15 protein-coding genes and 1 pseudogene are annotated in these 15574 nt (G+C 67.6%); 15 read left to right on the top strand and 1 reads right to left on the bottom strand.

Annotated features, from left to right (window positions below; genetic code table 11):
- Positions 1-29: 29 nt before the first annotated feature.
- The 3 genes and pseudogenes from efp to ACR2JI_RS12890 all read left to right on the top strand — a co-directional run bounded on the left by efp (position 30) and on the right by ACR2JI_RS12890 (position 1957).
- Entirely contained in the window at positions 30-590 is a 561-nt protein-coding gene (gene efp, locus ACR2JI_RS12900) for an elongation factor P (protein WP_526390508.1), read from the top strand.
- A 2-nt stretch (positions 591-592) separates the two neighbouring features.
- Positions 593-1060, top strand: a pseudogene (gene nusB, locus ACR2JI_RS12895) (transcription antitermination factor NusB); the annotation flags it as partial.
- Positions 1046-1957, top strand: a complete 912-nt coding sequence (locus tag ACR2JI_RS12890; RefSeq protein ID WP_526390603.1) for a class I SAM-dependent DNA methyltransferase — start codon at positions 1046-1048, stop codon at positions 1955-1957. The pseudogene nusB and the gene ACR2JI_RS12890, both read left to right, overlap by 15 nt.
- Here the strand turns inward: ACR2JI_RS12890 and ACR2JI_RS12885 are convergent.
- Complete coding sequence (locus ACR2JI_RS12885) at positions 1954-3156, bottom strand: serine hydrolase domain-containing protein (protein ID WP_526390506.1); 1203 nt, start codon at positions 3154-3156, stop codon at positions 1954-1956. The two genes, ACR2JI_RS12890 and ACR2JI_RS12885, sit on opposite strands and share 4 nt — an antisense overlap.
- A 76-nt stretch (positions 3157-3232) precedes the next feature.
- Here ACR2JI_RS12885 and pyrR point away from each other — a divergent pair, with 76 nt between their 5' ends.
- The 12 genes from pyrR to ACR2JI_RS12825 form a co-directional block, all read left to right on the top strand.
- Positions 3233-3799 carry a bifunctional pyr operon transcriptional regulator/uracil phosphoribosyltransferase PyrR gene (pyrR, locus tag ACR2JI_RS12880; protein ID WP_526390504.1) on the top strand — a complete coding sequence of 189 codons (567 nt, stop codon included), beginning with the start codon at positions 3233-3235 and terminating at the stop codon, positions 3797-3799.
- On the top strand, positions 3796-4746 hold the full coding sequence (locus ACR2JI_RS12875) for an aspartate carbamoyltransferase catalytic subunit (RefSeq protein WP_526390502.1): 951 nt from the start codon (positions 3796-3798) through the stop codon (positions 4744-4746). Before pyrR ends, ACR2JI_RS12875 begins: the two co-directional genes overlap by 4 nt.
- Positions 4743-6041 carry a dihydroorotase gene (locus tag ACR2JI_RS12870; protein ID WP_526390500.1) on the top strand — a complete coding sequence of 433 codons (1299 nt, stop codon included), beginning with the start codon at positions 4743-4745 and terminating at the stop codon, positions 6039-6041. Before ACR2JI_RS12875 ends, ACR2JI_RS12870 begins: the two co-directional genes overlap by 4 nt.
- Positions 6038-6577 (top strand): PH-like domain-containing protein, encoded by a 540-nt coding sequence (locus ACR2JI_RS12865; RefSeq protein WP_526390498.1) that lies wholly within the window; start codon positions 6038-6040, stop codon positions 6575-6577. The genes ACR2JI_RS12870 and ACR2JI_RS12865 overlap by 4 nt, the downstream gene beginning before the upstream one ends.
- Complete coding sequence (gene carA / locus ACR2JI_RS12860; protein WP_526390496.1) at positions 6574-7698, top strand: glutamine-hydrolyzing carbamoyl-phosphate synthase small subunit; 1125 nt, start codon at positions 6574-6576, stop codon at positions 7696-7698. The genes ACR2JI_RS12865 and carA overlap by 4 nt, the downstream gene beginning before the upstream one ends.
- 95 nt (positions 7699-7793) lie before the next feature.
- Complete coding sequence (gene carB / locus ACR2JI_RS12855; RefSeq protein ID WP_526390494.1) at positions 7794-11135, top strand: carbamoyl-phosphate synthase large subunit; 3342 nt, start codon at positions 7794-7796, stop codon at positions 11133-11135.
- A 3-nt stretch (positions 11136-11138) separates the two neighbouring features.
- On the top strand, positions 11139-11969 hold the full coding sequence (gene pyrF, locus ACR2JI_RS12850; protein WP_526390492.1) for an orotidine-5'-phosphate decarboxylase: 831 nt from the start codon (positions 11139-11141) through the stop codon (positions 11967-11969).
- A 369-nt stretch (positions 11970-12338) separates the two neighbouring features.
- Positions 12339-12650: an integration host factor, actinobacterial type gene (mihF, locus tag ACR2JI_RS12845; protein ID WP_526390490.1), complete on the top strand. Its 312-nt coding sequence runs from the start codon at positions 12339-12341 to the stop codon at positions 12648-12650.
- Between the two features lie 20 nt (positions 12651-12670).
- Complete coding sequence (gmk, locus tag ACR2JI_RS12840) at positions 12671-13267, top strand: guanylate kinase (protein ID WP_526390488.1); 597 nt, start codon at positions 12671-12673, stop codon at positions 13265-13267.
- Between the two features lie 31 nt (positions 13268-13298).
- Positions 13299-13619: a DNA-directed RNA polymerase subunit omega gene (gene rpoZ, locus ACR2JI_RS12835; protein ID WP_526390601.1), complete on the top strand. Its 321-nt coding sequence runs from the start codon at positions 13299-13301 to the stop codon at positions 13617-13619.
- 21 nt (positions 13620-13640) lie between these two features.
- Positions 13641-14888, top strand: coding sequence for a bifunctional phosphopantothenoylcysteine decarboxylase/phosphopantothenate--cysteine ligase CoaBC (gene coaBC / locus ACR2JI_RS12830; RefSeq protein WP_526390486.1), 1248 nt, complete (start codon positions 13641-13643; stop codon positions 14886-14888).
- Between the two features lie 72 nt (positions 14889-14960).
- Positions 14961-15574 (top strand): S-adenosylmethionine synthetase N-terminal domain-containing protein (locus ACR2JI_RS12825; protein ID WP_526390484.1); only part of this gene is annotated, 614 nt, incomplete at its 3' end.

Here is a 15574-nt window from a genome sequence, read left to right as displayed (position 1 = left end):
CCGCTCGCACTCTAGGAGAACGACCCACCGTGGCATCTACTGCCGACTTCAAGAACGGCCTCGTGCTCAACATCGACGGCCAGCTGTGGACCATCACCGAGTTCCAGCACGTCAAGCCCGGCAAGGGTCCGGCCTTCGTCCGCACCAAGCTCAAGAACGTGCTGTCCGGAAAGGTCGTCGACAAGACCTATAACGCCGGGGTGAAGGTGGAGACCGCGACCGTGGACCGCCGCGACGCGACCTACCTCTACCGCGACGGCGCGGACTTCGTGTTCATGGATTCCGAGGATTTCGAGCAGCATCCGCTGCCGGAGAAGCTGGTCGGTGATGCGGCGAACTTCCTGCTGGAGAGCATGCCGGTGCAGATCGCGTTCAACGAGGGCGCGCCGCTGTACCTGGAACTGCCGGTGACCGTCGAGGTGCTCGTCGCCTCCACCGAGCCAGGGCTGCAGGGGGATCGGTCCAGCGCCGGCACCAAGCCGGCCACGCTGGAGACAGGTGCGGAGATTCAGGTTCCGTTGTTCATCAACACCGGTGACAAGCTGAAGGTGGACACCCGCGACGGCAGCTACGTAGGCCGCGTCAACTAGGAATGACGGACCGAAAGCCGGAGAAGGGCAGGCACCAGGCCCGCAAGCGTGCGGTGGACCTGCTCTTCGAGGCGGAGGCACGCGGTCTTTCCGCGGCCGAGGTGGCCGAGGGTCGCACCGCACTGGCGGAGTCGAACACCGAGGTTTCCCAACTCAATTCCTACAGCGTGACGGTTGCGCGTGGCGTGACAGAGCATGCCGCCCAGATCGATGACCTGATCACCGCGCACTTGCAGGGCTGGACGCTGGACCGGCTACCCGCCGTAGACCGTGCGGTTCTGCGGGTCGCGGTGTGGGAACTGCTCTACGCCGACGATGTTCCGGAGCCCGTCGCCGTCGACGAGGCCGTCGAACTCGCCAAGGAACTGTCCACCGATGAGTCGCCCGGTTTCGTCAACGGCGTTCTCGGCCAGTTGATGCTGGTGACCCCGCAGATCCGGGCGGCGTCCGAGGCGATGCGCGATGCTGCCGGCGAAGATCCAGGGCAGGAGCCCGGCGCGGCGATGGGCGACGCCGGTGAGCATTTCGGCAGGCTCGCCGCGGTCTGGGACGCCCAAGCCGAGGAATTGTCCCTCTCCATGGGCCCGCACGGGGTGGCAGCCCGGGTGGCGCTGAACGCCCGGCCCGGTGAACGCGTCGCCGATCTCGGTTGCGGCCCTGGGATTTCCGCGGTCGCGCTGGGCGCGGAGGTCGGACACGACGGCTGGGTTGCGGCAGTGGACCTGGTGCCTGAGATGGCCGCCGCCGCCGGCCGGCGACTGAGCGCCGCGGGCGTGCACGGCGAGGCGGTTGCAGCGGATGTCGCCACCGCTGATCTGGCCGGGGTCGCGGGCGGTGGCCAGCCGTTCGATGCCGTCCACTCCCGCTTCGGTCTGATGTTCTTCCCCGATCCGAAGCAGGCGCTGGCCAATATTTTCGCGGCGATGCGCCCGGGCGGCCGGCTGGCCGCATCGGTGTGGCAGCACCTGGATCGCAATCCGTGGATGGCACTGACCAACTCGACGGCAACGCAGATCCTCGGTATCGCGCGGCCGGCACTGCCGGCCGGCGGCGCTCCGGGGCCGTTCTCGATGGCCGATCCTGAGGCCACCGCGGCGCTGTTGGCCGCCGTCGGTTTCGTCGACGTCGACATCCAATCGGTGGACGCACCCTTCGTCTTCGAAGGAGACGGCACGGCGGCGGCCGAACGGGTGTTGAGCGCGGGACCGCTCGGCGGCGCCTTCCTGGCGGCCGATGCGGCGCTTCGGGTCGAGGTCATCGCAGGCGTCGTCGAGGCGCTCGAGCATCACCGCGGCCCGGACGGGATCGCGATACCTGCCGCGTCGTGGTGCATCACCGCCCGGCGGCCGGAATCGGAATCGGGCTAGAGCTCCAGCGCCGCGTAACTGCGGCGGATGAATTTCGGTTGGGCGGATTGCAGTTTCGCCATGTCGGTGTTGCCCGCGACCACCGCTGCAGGGGCGGAGAAATCGGGATAGTTCTGGATCAGGTAGATCAGGATCAGATCGTTGGACGGATCGGCCTGCCACCAGGTTCCGTACGCCCCGGGCCAGCTGAACGTTCCCACCCCGCCGGGCCCGAACAGCTGCGTCGAGCGCGTCGGGTCGGTCACCACCGACAGGTTCAGGCCGAAGCCCCGGCCGATCCAGAACGGCATTCCGAGGAACGGGTGGCGCTTCTGATCCTCGCTGAGCTGATCGGTGCGCATTGCGGTCACCGACTCCGGCGAGAGCACCCGAGTCCCATCCAGGATGCCCTCGGAGAGCAGCATCCGGGCGAACTTGAGGTAGTCATCGGCGGTGGATACCAGGCTGGCGCCGCCCTGGCAGAACCGCGGTTCCTGCACCGGGATCGGGCCCATCACATCGTGCTGCAGGCCGGTGTCGGCATCGAGCCGGTACATCGTGGCGGCACGGTTGCGTTTGTCAGGAGCGATGAAGAAGCCCGTGTCGGTCATGCCCAGCGGCTCGAGGATTCGTTCGGACACCACGGTCTGCAGGGGCCTGCCCTCGATTCGCGACAGCAGGATGCCCAGCACCTCGGTGGCATGACTGTAGGTCAGCCGTTCGCCGGGCTGATGCACCAGTGGCAGTGCGGCCACCTCGGTGAGCCACTGGTCCTGATCCTGGCGCAGCGAGACTCCGGCGTAGGCCCGGGCGATCGGGCCGCCCACCGAGAACGAATAGGCCAGGCCGCTGCGATGGGTCATCAGGTCATCGACGGTGATCGGGCGATGAGCCGGGACGGTGGCGTCCAGCGGGCCGTTCGGGTCGACCAGAACCCGCATGTCGGACAGCTCCGGCAGCCAGCGGGTGACAGGGTCGGACAGGGCGAGCCTGCCCTCCTCGACCAGCGCCATGGCAGCGGCGACGGTCACCGGCTTGGTCATCGAGGCGATCCGGAAGATGGTGTCGCGCCGCATCGGCAGCCTGGCTTCGACATCCCGCTGGCCGATCTCGTTGACCTGCAGCACATTCCCCCGGTGCCACACCAGCGTCACAGCGCCGGAGATCAGCCCGGCGTCGACGGCCTCGGCGATCGAGGACCGGTTGTCGGCGAGGCTCATCGGCGCGATGCTACGCTTCCCGAGATCGACATCCTTTAACGAACCGTCCCGCGAGGCGGAGAAGGAGGTCCGGTACATGGGCGCCGACGACCGGGAACTGATGTCCGCTGCGGACGTCGCCCGTACCGTTTCCCGAATCGCGCACCAGATCATCGAGAAGACCGCACTGGATGGCGCCGACGCGCCCCGGGTGGTCCTGCTGGGCATCCCCACCCGCGGCGTCACCCTGGCTGAACGGCTGGCCGGGAAGATCCACGAGTTCTCCGGCGTCACCGTCGACCGGGGTGGTCTGGACATCACGCTCTACCGCGACGATCTCGACTTCAAACCGCCGCGTGCGCTGGAGGACACCTCCATCCCGACCGGCGGTATCGACGGCGCGCTGGTTATCCTGGTCGACGACGTGCTCTACACCGGCCGTTCGGTCCGGTCCGCACTGGACGCGCTCCGCGACATCGGCAGGCCGCGAGCGGTCCAACTGGCGGTGCTGGTCGATCGCGGTCACCGCGAACTGCCGTTGCGGGCCGACTATGTCGGCAAGAACGTCCCCACCTCTCGCAGCGAGAACGTCAAGGTCCGGCTTACCGAGGACGACGAGGTCGAGGGCATCTGGATCGCACCGGAGGGAGGTCCCGCTCGATGAGGCACCTGCTGTCGGCCAGTGATCTGAACCGTGACGACGCCACGGCGATCCTGGACAACGCCGACCGGTTCCGTCAGGCCCTGCTGGGCCGCGAGGTGAAGAAGCTGCCCACCCTGCGCGGACGCACCATCATCACGATGTTCTACGAGAACTCCACCCGCACCCGGGTGTCCTTCGAGGTGGCCGGTAAGTGGATGAGCGCCGACGTGATCAACGTCAGCTCCTCGGGTTCCTCGGCGGCCAAGGGGGAGTCGCTGCGCGACACCGCGCTCACGCTGCGGGCCGCGGGTGCGGACATGCTGATCATCAGGCACCCGGCATCGGGTGCGGCCCAGCAGCTGGCGGAGTGGACCCTGGAGGCCGACGGCTCCGGGCCGTCCGTGGTCAATGCCGGGGACGGCACCCATGAGCACCCCACCCAGGCCCTTCTCGACGCACTCACGATCAGGCAGCGCCTCGGCGAGATCGAGGGCCGGCGGGTGGTGATCGTCGGTGACATCCTGCACAGCCGGGTGGCGCGCTCCAACGTGGCACTGCTGGGCACCCTCGGCGCCGAGGTGGTGCTGGTGGCCCCGCCGACTCTGCTGCCGACCGGGGTGAGCGACTGGGGGAACGCGACCGTCTCTGGCGACCTCGACGCCGAACTGCCCTCCGCCGATGCGGTGATGATGCTGCGCGTCCAGGCCGAGCGGATGAACGGTGGATTCTTCCCTTCCGAACGCGAGTACTCGATGCGCTACGGCCTCTCCGAGCGTCGCCAGGCGATGCTGCCCGAGCATGCTGTGGTGCTGCATCCCGGTCCGATGCTGCGGGGTATGGAGATCTCCTTCTCCGTTCCGGATTCATCGCAATCGGCTGTGCTGCAACAGGTTTCCAACGGAGTGCATGTGCGGATGGCGGTGCTGTTCCACCTTCTGCTCGGAACCGATGAGGCGGTGAGCGTATGACTCCGGTGCTGATCAAAGGTGTCCGGCTCTACGGCGAGGGTGATCCGGTCGACGTGCTGACCGCAGACGGTCAGATCGCCGAGATCGGAACCGGGCTCAAGGCGCCCAAGGGTGCCGAGATGATCGACGCGACCGGCCAGGTGCTGCTACCCGGTCTGGTCGATCTGCACACCCACCTGCGTGAGCCCGGCCGGGAGTACGCCGAGGACATCGCAACCGGTTCGGCCGCAGCGGCGCTGGGTGGCTTCACCGCGGTGTTCGCGATGGCCAACACCGATCCCGTCGCGGACACACCGGTGGTCACCGACCATGTCTGGCGCAGAGGTCAGCAAGTCGGACTGGTGGACGTCCATCCGGTCGGCGCGGTGACGGTAGGACTCCACGGCACCCAACTCACCGAGATGGGTCTGATGCACGCCGGTGTCGCGCGGGTGCGACTGTTCTCCGACGACGGGGTCTGTGTGGCCGACCCGTTGGTCATGCGCCGGGCCCTGGAATACGCCGCGGGGTTGGGCGTGCTGATCGCCCAGCATGCCGAGGAGCCGCGGCTGACCGTGGGCGCGGTGGCCCACGAGGGGCCCAACGCCGCGCGGCTGGGTCTGGCCGGCTGGCCCCGGGCAGCCGAGGAGTCCATCGTGGCCCGCGACGCACTGCTGGCCCGCGATGCCGGCGCCCGGGTGCATATCTGTCACGCCTCAACCGAGGGCACGGTCGAGATCCTGAAATGGGCCAAGCAGCAGGGGATCTCGATCACCGCCGAGGTCACCCCGCACCATCTGATGCTCGATGACAGCCGGTTGTCCAGCTATGACGGCGTCAACCGGGTGAACCCGCCGCTGCGTGAGGCCTCCGACACCCAGGCGCTGCGCCAGGCCCTGGCCGACGGTGTGATCGACTGCGTGGCCACCGACCACGCCCCCCACGCCGAGCAGGAGAAGTGCTGCGAGTTCAGCCGGGCCCGGCCCGGCATGCTTGGGCTGCAGACCGCGCTGTCGGTGGTGGCCGCGACCATGGTCTCCACCGGACTGCTGGACTGGCGCGGTGTCGCCAGGGTGATGAGCGAGAACCCGGCCCGCATCGTCGGTCTCGATGATCAGGGTCGTCCGCTGGAGGTGGGTGAGCCCGCCAACCTGGTGGTCGTCGACCCGGCCGGCAGCTGGGCCGTCGACGGCCCGGCGCTGGCGAGCCGATCGGCCAACACCCCGTATCAGGCCATGACGCTGCCGGCCACCGTGACAGCGACACTGCTGCGCGGTCGGATCACCGCCCGGGACGGCGGGGCCCTGCTCGGATGAACACTGGCACCGCGATCGGGACGTACATCTTCGGATTCGTCGTCGTCGTGCTGATCGGCGTGGTGATCCGCCGGATGTTGCGCGGATGGCGCAACCGCACACTGCGTCAGACCGAGTTGATCGGCACCATGCCCACGATGCCCGATCTCGTCGGCCCGGCCGTCTTCGCCCCCACCTGCGGGCTCTACGTCGGCAGCACCATCGCGCTGCGGTGGCTCGAACGGGTGACCGTCGGCGATCTGGGTTACCGGTCCAAGGCGGTCCTCACCTGCTACCCCGAGGGTGTGCTGATGGAACGCTCCGGCGCCGGGCCGATCTGGATGGCGAGGGCCGCCATCGCGGGCGTCCGCGCCGAACGGGCACTGGCCGGCAAGGTCATCCCGGGCCGGCCTGCCGGGCAGGACGGATCCGGTGGGGCGATCCTGGTGATCCGCTGGCGGCTGCCGTCGGGCACCGAAATCGACACCGGATTCCGCGGCGACGACAGCCGCGACTACGCCCAATGGATGGCTCAACCGATAGGAGAAGCAGCGTGACCCGACCCAAGGCCGTGCTGGTGCTCGAGGACGGGCGCGCCTATACCGGCACGCCATTCGGCGCCCTCGGCCAGACCCTCGGCGAGGCGGTGTTCTCCACCGGGATGTCCGGCTATCAGGAGACCCTGACCGACCCCAGCTACCACCGGCAGATCGTGGTCGCCACCGCGCCGCAGATCGGCAACACGGGCTGGAATCGTGAGGACGGCGAGAGTCGCGGCGACAAGATCTGGGTGGCCGGCTACGTCGTCCGCGACGCGTCCCCGCGGGCCTCGAACTGGCGTGCCACCGGAACCCTCGACGATGAACTGATCCGGCAGAACATCGTCGGTATCGCCGATGTGGACACCCGCGCGATCGTGCGGCATCTGCGCACTGCCGGGTCGATGAAGGCCGGGGTGTTCTCCGGACCCGCGTTGGCCGACGACGACGAATTGCTGCAGCGGGTACGCAACCAGCCCTCGATGCTCGGTGCTGACCTGTGCGGTGAGGTGAGCACCGATGACAGTTACATCGTGGAACCGCAAGGACCGCAACGATTCACCGTCGCCGCGCTTGACCTCGGTATCAAGACCAACACCCCGCGTAACTTTGCATCGCGGGGTATCCGCACTCACGTGCTGCCCTCGACGGCGAGTTTCGAGCAGATCGCCGCTCTCGAACCGGACGGGGTGTTCCTGTCCAACGGGCCCGGTGATCCGGCCACGGCCGACCGGGTGGTGGCCGTCACGCGCGCAGTGCTCGGTGCGGGTATCCCACTGTTCGGCATCTGCTTCGGCAACCAGATCCTCGGCAGGGCGCTCGGTCGCGCCACCTACAAGATGGTGTTCGGTCACCGCGGTATCAACATCCCGGTGATGGACCACGCGACCGGCCGGGTCGCCATCACGGCACAGAATCACGGGTTCGCCCTCGAAGGCGAAGCCGGTGAGGTGTTCGACACCGAGTTCGGGCCGGCCATGGTCAGTCACACCTGCGCCAATGACGGTGTGGTCGAAGGCGTGAAACTTGTCAGCGGGCGGGCGTTCTCGGTGCAGTACCACCCCGAGGCGGCGGCCGGCCCGCACGACGCCAACTACCTGTTCGACCAGTTCGTCGATCTGATGGAGGGCACCAAATGAGCCCGCCATCTGTCGTGAGCGTGCGTGTCGGCACGCCGACACGCCGCACCAGGTGTACGTCCGCGCACGCTCGCGCGGGGATGAGGGAGCAATAAATGCCACGCCGCACCGATCTCAAGCATGTCCTGGTCATCGGGTCGGGGCCGATCGTGATCGGGCAGGCCTGCGAGTTCGACTACTCCGGCACCCAGGCGTGCCGGGTGCTGCGCGCCGAGGGTCTGACCGTGAGCCTGGTGAACTCCAATCCGGCCACGATCATGACCGACCCGGAGTACGCCGACTTCACTTACGTCGAGCCGATCACCGCGGATTTCGTCGAGAAGGTGCTTGCCCAGCAGGCGGCGCGCGGGAATCCCATCGATGCCCTGCTGCCCACCCTCGGCGGGCAGACCGCGTTGAACACCGCCGTCGCACTGCACGAGAACGGCGCACTCGAGCGCTACAACGTAGAACTGATCGGCGCGGACTTCGACGCCATCCAGCGCGGTGAAGACCGCCAGAAGTTCAAGGACATCGTCGCCAAGGTCGGCGGCGAATCCGCCCGGAGCGCAGTCTGTTACACCATGGCGGAGGTCCGCGAGACTGTCGCCGAACTGGGCCTGCCCGTCGTCGTACGCCCTTCTTTCACCATGGGTGGACTCGGCTCCGGTATGGCCTACACGCCCGACGAGGTGGAGCGGATGGCAGGGGAGGGCTTGGCCGCCTCGCCGTCGGCCAACGTGCTGATCGAGGAGTCGATCTACGGCTGGAAGGAATACGAACTCGAGCTGATGCGTGACCTCAAGGACAACGTCGTGGTGGTCTGCTCGATCGAAAACTTCGATCCGATGGGCGTGCACACCGGGGACTCGGTGACCGTCGCCCCAGCCATGACGCTCACTGACCGCGAGTACCAGAAAATGCGCGACCTGGGCATCGCGATCCTGCGCGAGGTCGGTGTGGACACCGGTGGCTGCAATATCCAGTTCGCCGTCGACCCCAAAGACGGCCGGCTCATCGTCATCGAGATGAACCCGCGCGTCTCGCGGTCCTCGGCGCTGGCCTCGAAGGCCACCGGGTTCCCGATCGCCAAGATGGCTGCCAAGCTGGCCATCGGGTACACCCTCGACGAGATCATCAACGACATCACCCGAGAGACCCCGGCCTGTTTCGAGCCGACACTGGACTACGTCGTAGTCAAGGCGCCGCGGTTCGCATTCGAGAAGTTCCCGGGCGCAGACCCCACCCTTACCACCACAATGAAGTCAGTCGGCGAGGCGATGTCGTTGGGCCGCAACTTCATTGAGGCACTCGGCAAGGTCATGCGGTCCCTGGAGACCACCAAGGCCGGGTTCTGGACCCAGCCCGACGATGACGGCTGGGTCGACGATGTGCTGACCCGGTTGCGAACCCCCACCGAGGGCCGGCTCTATGACATCGAACTGGCGCTGCGGCTGGGTGCGACCGTCGAGCAGGTGGCCGAGGCCTCCGGCGTGGACCCCTGGTTCGTCGATCAGATCTTGCGCTTGGTGGCGCTGCGGGCCGAGCTGGTCGAGGCGCCGGTGCTCGACGCCGAACTGCTGCGCCGCTGCAAGCACAGCGGACTGTCGGATCGCCAGATCGCCGCGCTCCGACCCGAACTGGCCGGTGAATCAGGTGTTCGCACGCTGCGTCAGCGGCTGGGCATTCATCCGGTGTTCAAGACCGTCGACACCTGCGCCGCGGAGTTCGAGGCGAAGACGCCGTACCACTACTCCAGCTACGAGCTGGATCCGGCGGCTGAGACAGAGGTGGCTGCGCAGACCGACAGACCCAAGGTGCTGATCCTGGGTTCGGGGCCCAACCGCATCGGGCAGGGCATCGAATTCGACTACAGCTGTGTGCATGCGGCCACCACACTCTCGGAGGTCGGTTTCGAGACCGTCATGGTCAACTGCAATCCCGAGACCGTCTCGACCGATTACGACACCGCCGACCGGCTGTACTTCGAACCGCTGACCTTCGAGGACGTCCTGGAGGTCTACCGCGCCGAGGCCATCTCCGGTGAAGGTGGTCCCGGCGTGGTCGGGGTGATCGTCCAACTCGGCGGGCAGACCCCGCTGGGTCTGGCGCACCGGCTCGAAGCCGCGGGGGTGCCGATCGTGGGCACCAAACCCGAGGCCATCGACCTGGCCGAGGATCGTGGACGGTTCGGGCAGGTGCTGGTCAACGCGGGCCTTCCGGCCCCGAGGTTCGGCCTGGCCACCAGTTTCGAGGAGGCCCGCGAGATCGCCGCGACGATCGGCTATCCGGTGCTGGTGCGGCCGTCCTACGTGCTGGGCGGGCGCGGGATGGAGATCGTCTACGACGAGAAGACGTTGCACGGGTACATCACCCGGGCCACCCAGCTCTCACCGGAGCATCCGGTGCTGGTCGACCGCTTCCTCGAAGATGCCATCGAGATCGACGTCGATGCGCTCTGTGACGGCACCGAGGTCTACATCGGCGGGATCATGGAGCACATCGAGGAGGCCGGTATCCACTCCGGTGATTCCGCCTGCGCGCTGCCGCCGGTCACCCTGGGCCGCAGCGATATCGAGGCCGTGCGCCGAGCGACCGAGGCCATTGCGCACGGCGTGGGAGTGGTCGGACTGCTCAACGTGCAGTACGCGCTCAAGGACGATGTGCTCTACGTGCTGGAGGCCAACCCGCGCGCCAGCCGGACGGTGCCGTTCGTCTCCAAGGCCACCGCGATACCGCTGGCGAAGGCCTGCGCGCGGATCATGCTGGGCGCCAGCATCTCCCAGCTTCGCCAGGAGGGTCTGCTGGTGAAGTCCGGCGACGGCTCCAGCCCGCACCGCAACGCCCCGGTCGCGGTCAAGGAGGCGGTGCTGCCGTTCCGGCGGTTCCGCCGGGCGGACGGTTCCGGTGTCGACTCCCTGCTCGGCCCGGAGATGAAATCCACCGGCGAGGTGATGGGTATCGACCACGACTTCGGCTCCGCATTCGCAAAGAGCCAGACCGCGGCCTACGGTTCCCTGCCGATGTCGGGCACGGTGTTCGTGTCGGTGGCCAACCGAGATAAGCGCTCCCTGGTCTTCCCGGTGAAGCGCCTGGCGGATCTGGGTTTCCGTGTGCTCGCTACCGACGGCACAGCTGAGATGTTGCGCCGCAACGGAATTCCATGCGAGGTGGTGCGCAAGCATTTCGAGGATCCGGGCGAGGGGCGCCCTGCGATGACGGCGATCGACGCGATCAACGCCGGCGAGGTCAACATGGTGGTCAACACCCCGTACGGCAACTCCGGGCCGCGTATCGACGGCTACGAGATCCGGTCGGCGGCAGTGTCGATGAACATTCCCTGCATCACCACGGTGCAGGGCGCCTCGGCCGCCGTCCAGGGCATCGAGGCGGCCATTCGCGGCGATATCGACGTGCGCTCCCTGCAGGAGTTGCACGCCACGCTCGGCGAGGCCTGAGCGATGGGGTTCGGCAGCCGGTTGGCGGCCGCGATCGCCGCGCGGGGGCCGCTGTGCGTCGGGATCGACCCGCATCCGGAACTGATGCGGGCCTGGGGCCTGTCGATCGACGCCGAGGGCCTGGCCCGGTTCTGCGATATCTGCGTGCAGGCGTACACCTCAGGCCCGGTCGGATTCGCGATCGTCAAACCTCAGGTGGCGTTCTTCGAGGCTTACGGCTCACGGGGTTTCGCCGTGCTGGAGCGCACCACGGCAGCGCTGCAGGAAGCCGGGGCGCTGGTGCTCGCCGATGCCAAGCGCGGCGATATCGGCTCGACGATGGCCGCCTACGCCGAAGCCTGGGTGGGCCAGGGGCCGCTGGCGGCCGACGCGGTGACCGCCTCGCCGTATCTGGGTTTCGGCTCACTGGCCCCCTTGATTGACCTGGCGGCCGCCAACGGTCGGGGAGTTTTCGTCCTGGCCGCCACGTCCAATCCCGAAGGCGCTTCCGTCCAGCGCGCGATCGCCGCCGGGCGCACCGTCGCGCAGTCGATCGTGGACGATGCGGCTGCGGTGAACGGTTCTGCCACAACCGAACTCGGATCCGTCGGCGTCGTCATCGGTGCCACCCTCGGCGCCGCGGTGCCCGATGTGAGCGCGCTGGCCGGACCGGTGCTGGTGCCCGGGGTGGGCGCACAGGGCGGGCGGCCCGACGCCCTCGGCGGCCTCGGTGGGGCACAACCGGGCCAACTGCTGCCGGCGGTTTCGCGTGAGGTCCTGCAGGCCGGGCCGGACGCCGCTGCGGTCCGGGCGGCCGGTGAAAGGCTGCGCGACGCGGTCGCCTATCTGGCCTGATTCGGCCCGGCGACACGCGCGACACGCCGTTTCGGTGGAATTGGGCTGAAATTGCGGGCCGGACTTTGCCGCCGGGCCGACAAGACGCCGCTCGGGACCCTGTTTCCTGACCCGATATGGGTACATAAGCGCAGCTAGACGGCAATTATGCCGATTTTCACCGGCGTCGGCCGATCCGAGCCCGACACGGCGCCACAACGGACGGTATTGGGGCTCTGAGGCGGTCCTGTGCTGCGGCTTTACCGCTGGAAGCAGGGGGGCGGGTTAGATTTCGTCCGACAGCGTGGGTACGGTCGTCGTCGCTGGCTGAAGAACCCGGCCCAGGCACAACATTGATGGTCCAGAAATGGAAACGAGACGGAGGAAACCGTGGCCCTTCCCCAGTTGACCGATGAGCAGCGCGCCGCAGCCCTGCAAAAGGCTGCCGAAGCACGTCGTGCACGCGCAGAGCTTAAGGATCGGCTCAAGCGCGGTGGCACGAACCTGGCACAGGTGCTCAAGGACGCCGAGACCAACGAGGTCTTCGGCAAGATGAAAGTTTCCGCGCTGCTGGAGGCCCTGCCCAAGGTCGGCAAGGTCAAGGCGCAGGAGATCATGACTGAGCTGGAGATCGCGCCGACCCGCCGTCTGCGCGGCCTCGGCGATCGTCAGCGCAAGGCTCTGCTGGAAAAGTTCGCCTGAACCTTTCCCCAGGCAGGCCGATGAATGTCGGCGACGGGCCGGACGGTGTGGGTACACGAGGTCGTGTGCTCGTGCTGTCCGGCCCTTCTGCCGTCGGTAAGTCGACAGTCGTGCGTCGGTTGCGCCAGCAGGTGCCCGATCTTCACTTCAGCGTCTCGGCGACCACCCGCTCACCGCGGCCGGGCGAAGTCGAAGGCGTTGATTATCACTTCGTAACCCCGGAAAAGTTCCAGGGGCTCATCGACAGCGGTGCGATGTTGGAGTGGGCCGATATCCACGGCGGACTGCACCGGTCGGGCACGCTCGCCGAACCGGTCGCCGCCGCCGCGGCGGCGGGCAGGCCCGTCCTGATCGAGGTCGACCTGGCCGGTGCCCGGGCGGTCAAAGCGGCCCTGCCCGAGGTCCTGACGGTGTTCCTTGCCCCGCCGAGTTGGGACGAGTTGGAGCAGCGACTGGTTGGCCGGGGAACCGAAACGCCCGAGGTCATAGCCCGGCGACTGGCCACTGCGGAGGCCGAACTGGCCGCTCAGGGGGAGTTCGACAGGGTCGTTGTGAACAACCAATTGGAATCGGCATGCGCTGAATTGGTATCGTTGCTGGTGGGCAGCACGCCTTGATGAGCGCCGAGGCCGGCGTGAACCCACCTCAATCCGCCAGGAGACGTTCTACGTGACTATCACTTCGGATCATTACGATCCGGCCCCCGGTGCCGCGACCGCCTACGACACCCCGCTGGGCATCACCAATCCGCCGATCGACGAGCTCCTCGATCGGGTCTCCAGCAAGTACGCGCTGGTGATCTATGCCGCCAAGCGCGCGCGTCAGATCAACGACTATTACAACCAGCTCGGTGACGGCATCCTCGAGTACGTCGGCCCGCTGGTCGAGCCGGGCCTGCAGGAGAAGCCCCTGTCGATCGCGCTGCGCGAGATCCACGCCGACCTGCTTGAGCACACCGAAGGCGAATAGCACGTCCGGCACGGGTCTGCCATGACTCCCAAGCGGATCATCGTCGGCGTCGCCGGTGGCATCGCCGCGTACAAGGCGTGCTCACTGGTTCGTCAGCTCGGTGAAGCCGGCCATGACGTTCGAGTAGTGCCCACCGAGTCGGCGTTGCGATTCGTCGGTGCGGCTACCTTCGAGGCGCTGTCCGGTCATCCCGTGCGCACCGGGGTCTTCGAGGATGTCCCCGAAGTCCCGCATGTCCGGTTGGGTCAGGAAGCCGATCTGGTGGTGGTCGCTCCGGCGACCGCAGACCTGTTGGCCCGCGCCGCGGCCGGCCGCGCCGATGATCTGTTGACCGCGACGCTGCTGACGGCGCGCTGCCCGGTGCTCTTCGCCCCGGCCATGCACACCGAGATGTGGCAGCACGCCGCCACCTCGGAGAACGTCGCCACCCTGCGCCGCCGCGGCACGGTGGTGCTCGAACCTGCCGCCGGGAGGCTCACCGGTTCTGACAGCGGCCCGGGCCGGCTCCCCGAGCCCGAGGAGATCGCCGCCTTCGCCGAGCTGCTCCTGGCCCGCGGCGATGCGCTGCCGTTCGATCTGGCCGGGGTGAAGGTCGTGATCACCGCCGGTGGCACTCGGGAAGCCCTGGATCCGGTCCGGTTCATCGGTAACCGCAGTTCCGGAAAACAGGGTTATGCGGTGGCCAGGGTGGCAGCACAGCGCGGTGCCGAGGTCACGCTGATCGCCGGTAACACCGCCGGCCTGGCTGACCCGGCCGGCGTCGAGGTCGTGCGGGTGGCATCGGCCGCTCAGATGCACGAGGCGGTCTCCAAGCACGCCCCGGATGCGAACGTGCTGGTGATGGCGGCCGCGGTGGCCGACTTCCGGCCTGTGCAGGTGGCGACCAGCAAGATCAAGAAGACCGCCGATGCCACCGAGGGCTACTCGGTGGACATGGTGCGCACCGACGATGTGCTGGCCGGTGCGGTACGGCAGCGTTCCGACGGCCAACTGCCGAATATGGCCGTCATCGTCGGGTTCGCCGCCGAGACCGGTGACGCCCAGGGCGATGTGTTGTTCCACGCCCGGGCAAAGCTCCAGCGCAAGGCTTGCGACCTCTTGGTGGTCAATGCGGTCGGGGACGGACGGGCCTTCGAGGTGGACAGCAATGACGGCTGGCTGCTGGGTGCCGATGGAACCGAGGTGACCCTTGAGCACGGTTCGAAGACTCTGATGGCGAGCCGTATCGTGGACGCGGTCGCAGCGTTCCTTCGCCGCCGCGAGGGATAGCGTTCACCCGGCGACCGTCGGTGTCAGCCCGGGTTAATAGGATTTGATCGGAAGTTCAGCGAAGGGGAAATTGTGAGCGACAACGGTCGGCTGTTCACCAGTGAGTCGGTGACCGAAGGACACCCCGACAAGATCTGTGACGCGATCAGTGACTCGATCCTCGACTCGCTGCTGGCGGCGGACCCGACGTCTCGCGTTGCGGTGGAGACGCTGGTGACCACCGGTCAGGTGCACGTTGTCGGTGAGGTGACGACCTCGGCCAAGGAGGCCTTCGCCGATATCACCGACACCGTCCGGCAACGCATCCTCGAGATCGGCTACGACTCCTCGGAGAAGGGCTTTGACGGGGCGTCCTGCGGGGTCAACGTCGGTATCGGCCGGCAGTCCCCGGATATCGCCAAGGGTGTCGACGAGGCCTACGAGTCGCGGGTCGAGGGGGAGCGGGACCCGCTGGACGCCCAGGGTGCCGGAGACCAGGGCCTGATGTTCGGCTACGCCATCCGGGACACTCCCGAGTTGATGCCGCTGCCGATCGCCATGGCGCACCGGCTCGCCCGCCGGTTGTCCGAGGTCCGCAAGAACGGCAAGCTGCCGTATCTGCGCCCGGACGGCAAGACCCAGGTGACCATCCAGTACGAGGGCACCACTCCGATCCGGCTGGACACCGTGGTGCTGTCCACCCAGCA

This window comes from Mycobacterium sp. (assembly GCF_051006775.1).
GTDB lineage: Bacteria > Actinomycetota > Actinomycetes > Mycobacteriales > Mycobacteriaceae > Mycobacterium.
This window is presented reverse-complemented; position numbering and strand designations above follow the sequence as displayed.

Bases quoted from the DNA above. Each gene is read 5' to 3' on its own strand.
- ACR2JI_RS12890 (WP_526390603.1), top strand. From the start codon at position 1,046: ATGCGCGATGCTGCCGGCGAAGATCCAGGGCAGGAGCCCGGCGCGGCG.
- ACR2JI_RS12885 (WP_526390506.1), bottom strand. From the start codon at position 3,156: ATGAGCCTCGCCGACAACCGGTCCTCGATCGCCGAGGCCGTCGACGCC.
- pyrR (WP_526390504.1), top strand. From the start codon at position 3,233: ATGGGCGCCGACGACCGGGAACTGATGTCCGCTGCGGACGTCGCCCGT.
- ACR2JI_RS12875 (WP_526390502.1), top strand. From the start codon at position 3,796: ATGAGGCACCTGCTGTCGGCCAGTGATCTGAACCGTGACGACGCCACG.
- ACR2JI_RS12870 (WP_526390500.1), top strand. From the start codon at position 4,743: ATGACTCCGGTGCTGATCAAAGGTGTCCGGCTCTACGGCGAGGGTGAT.
- ACR2JI_RS12865 (WP_526390498.1), top strand. From the start codon at position 6,038: ATGAACACTGGCACCGCGATCGGGACGTACATCTTCGGATTCGTCGTC.
- carB (WP_526390494.1), top strand. From the start codon at position 7,794: ATGCCACGCCGCACCGATCTCAAGCATGTCCTGGTCATCGGGTCGGGG.
- pyrF (WP_526390492.1), top strand. From the start codon at position 11,139: ATGGGGTTCGGCAGCCGGTTGGCGGCCGCGATCGCCGCGCGGGGGCCG.
- gmk (WP_526390488.1), top strand. From the start codon at position 12,671: ATGAATGTCGGCGACGGGCCGGACGGTGTGGGTACACGAGGTCGTGTG.
- coaBC (WP_526390486.1), top strand. From the start codon at position 13,641: ATGACTCCCAAGCGGATCATCGTCGGCGTCGCCGGTGGCATCGCCGCG.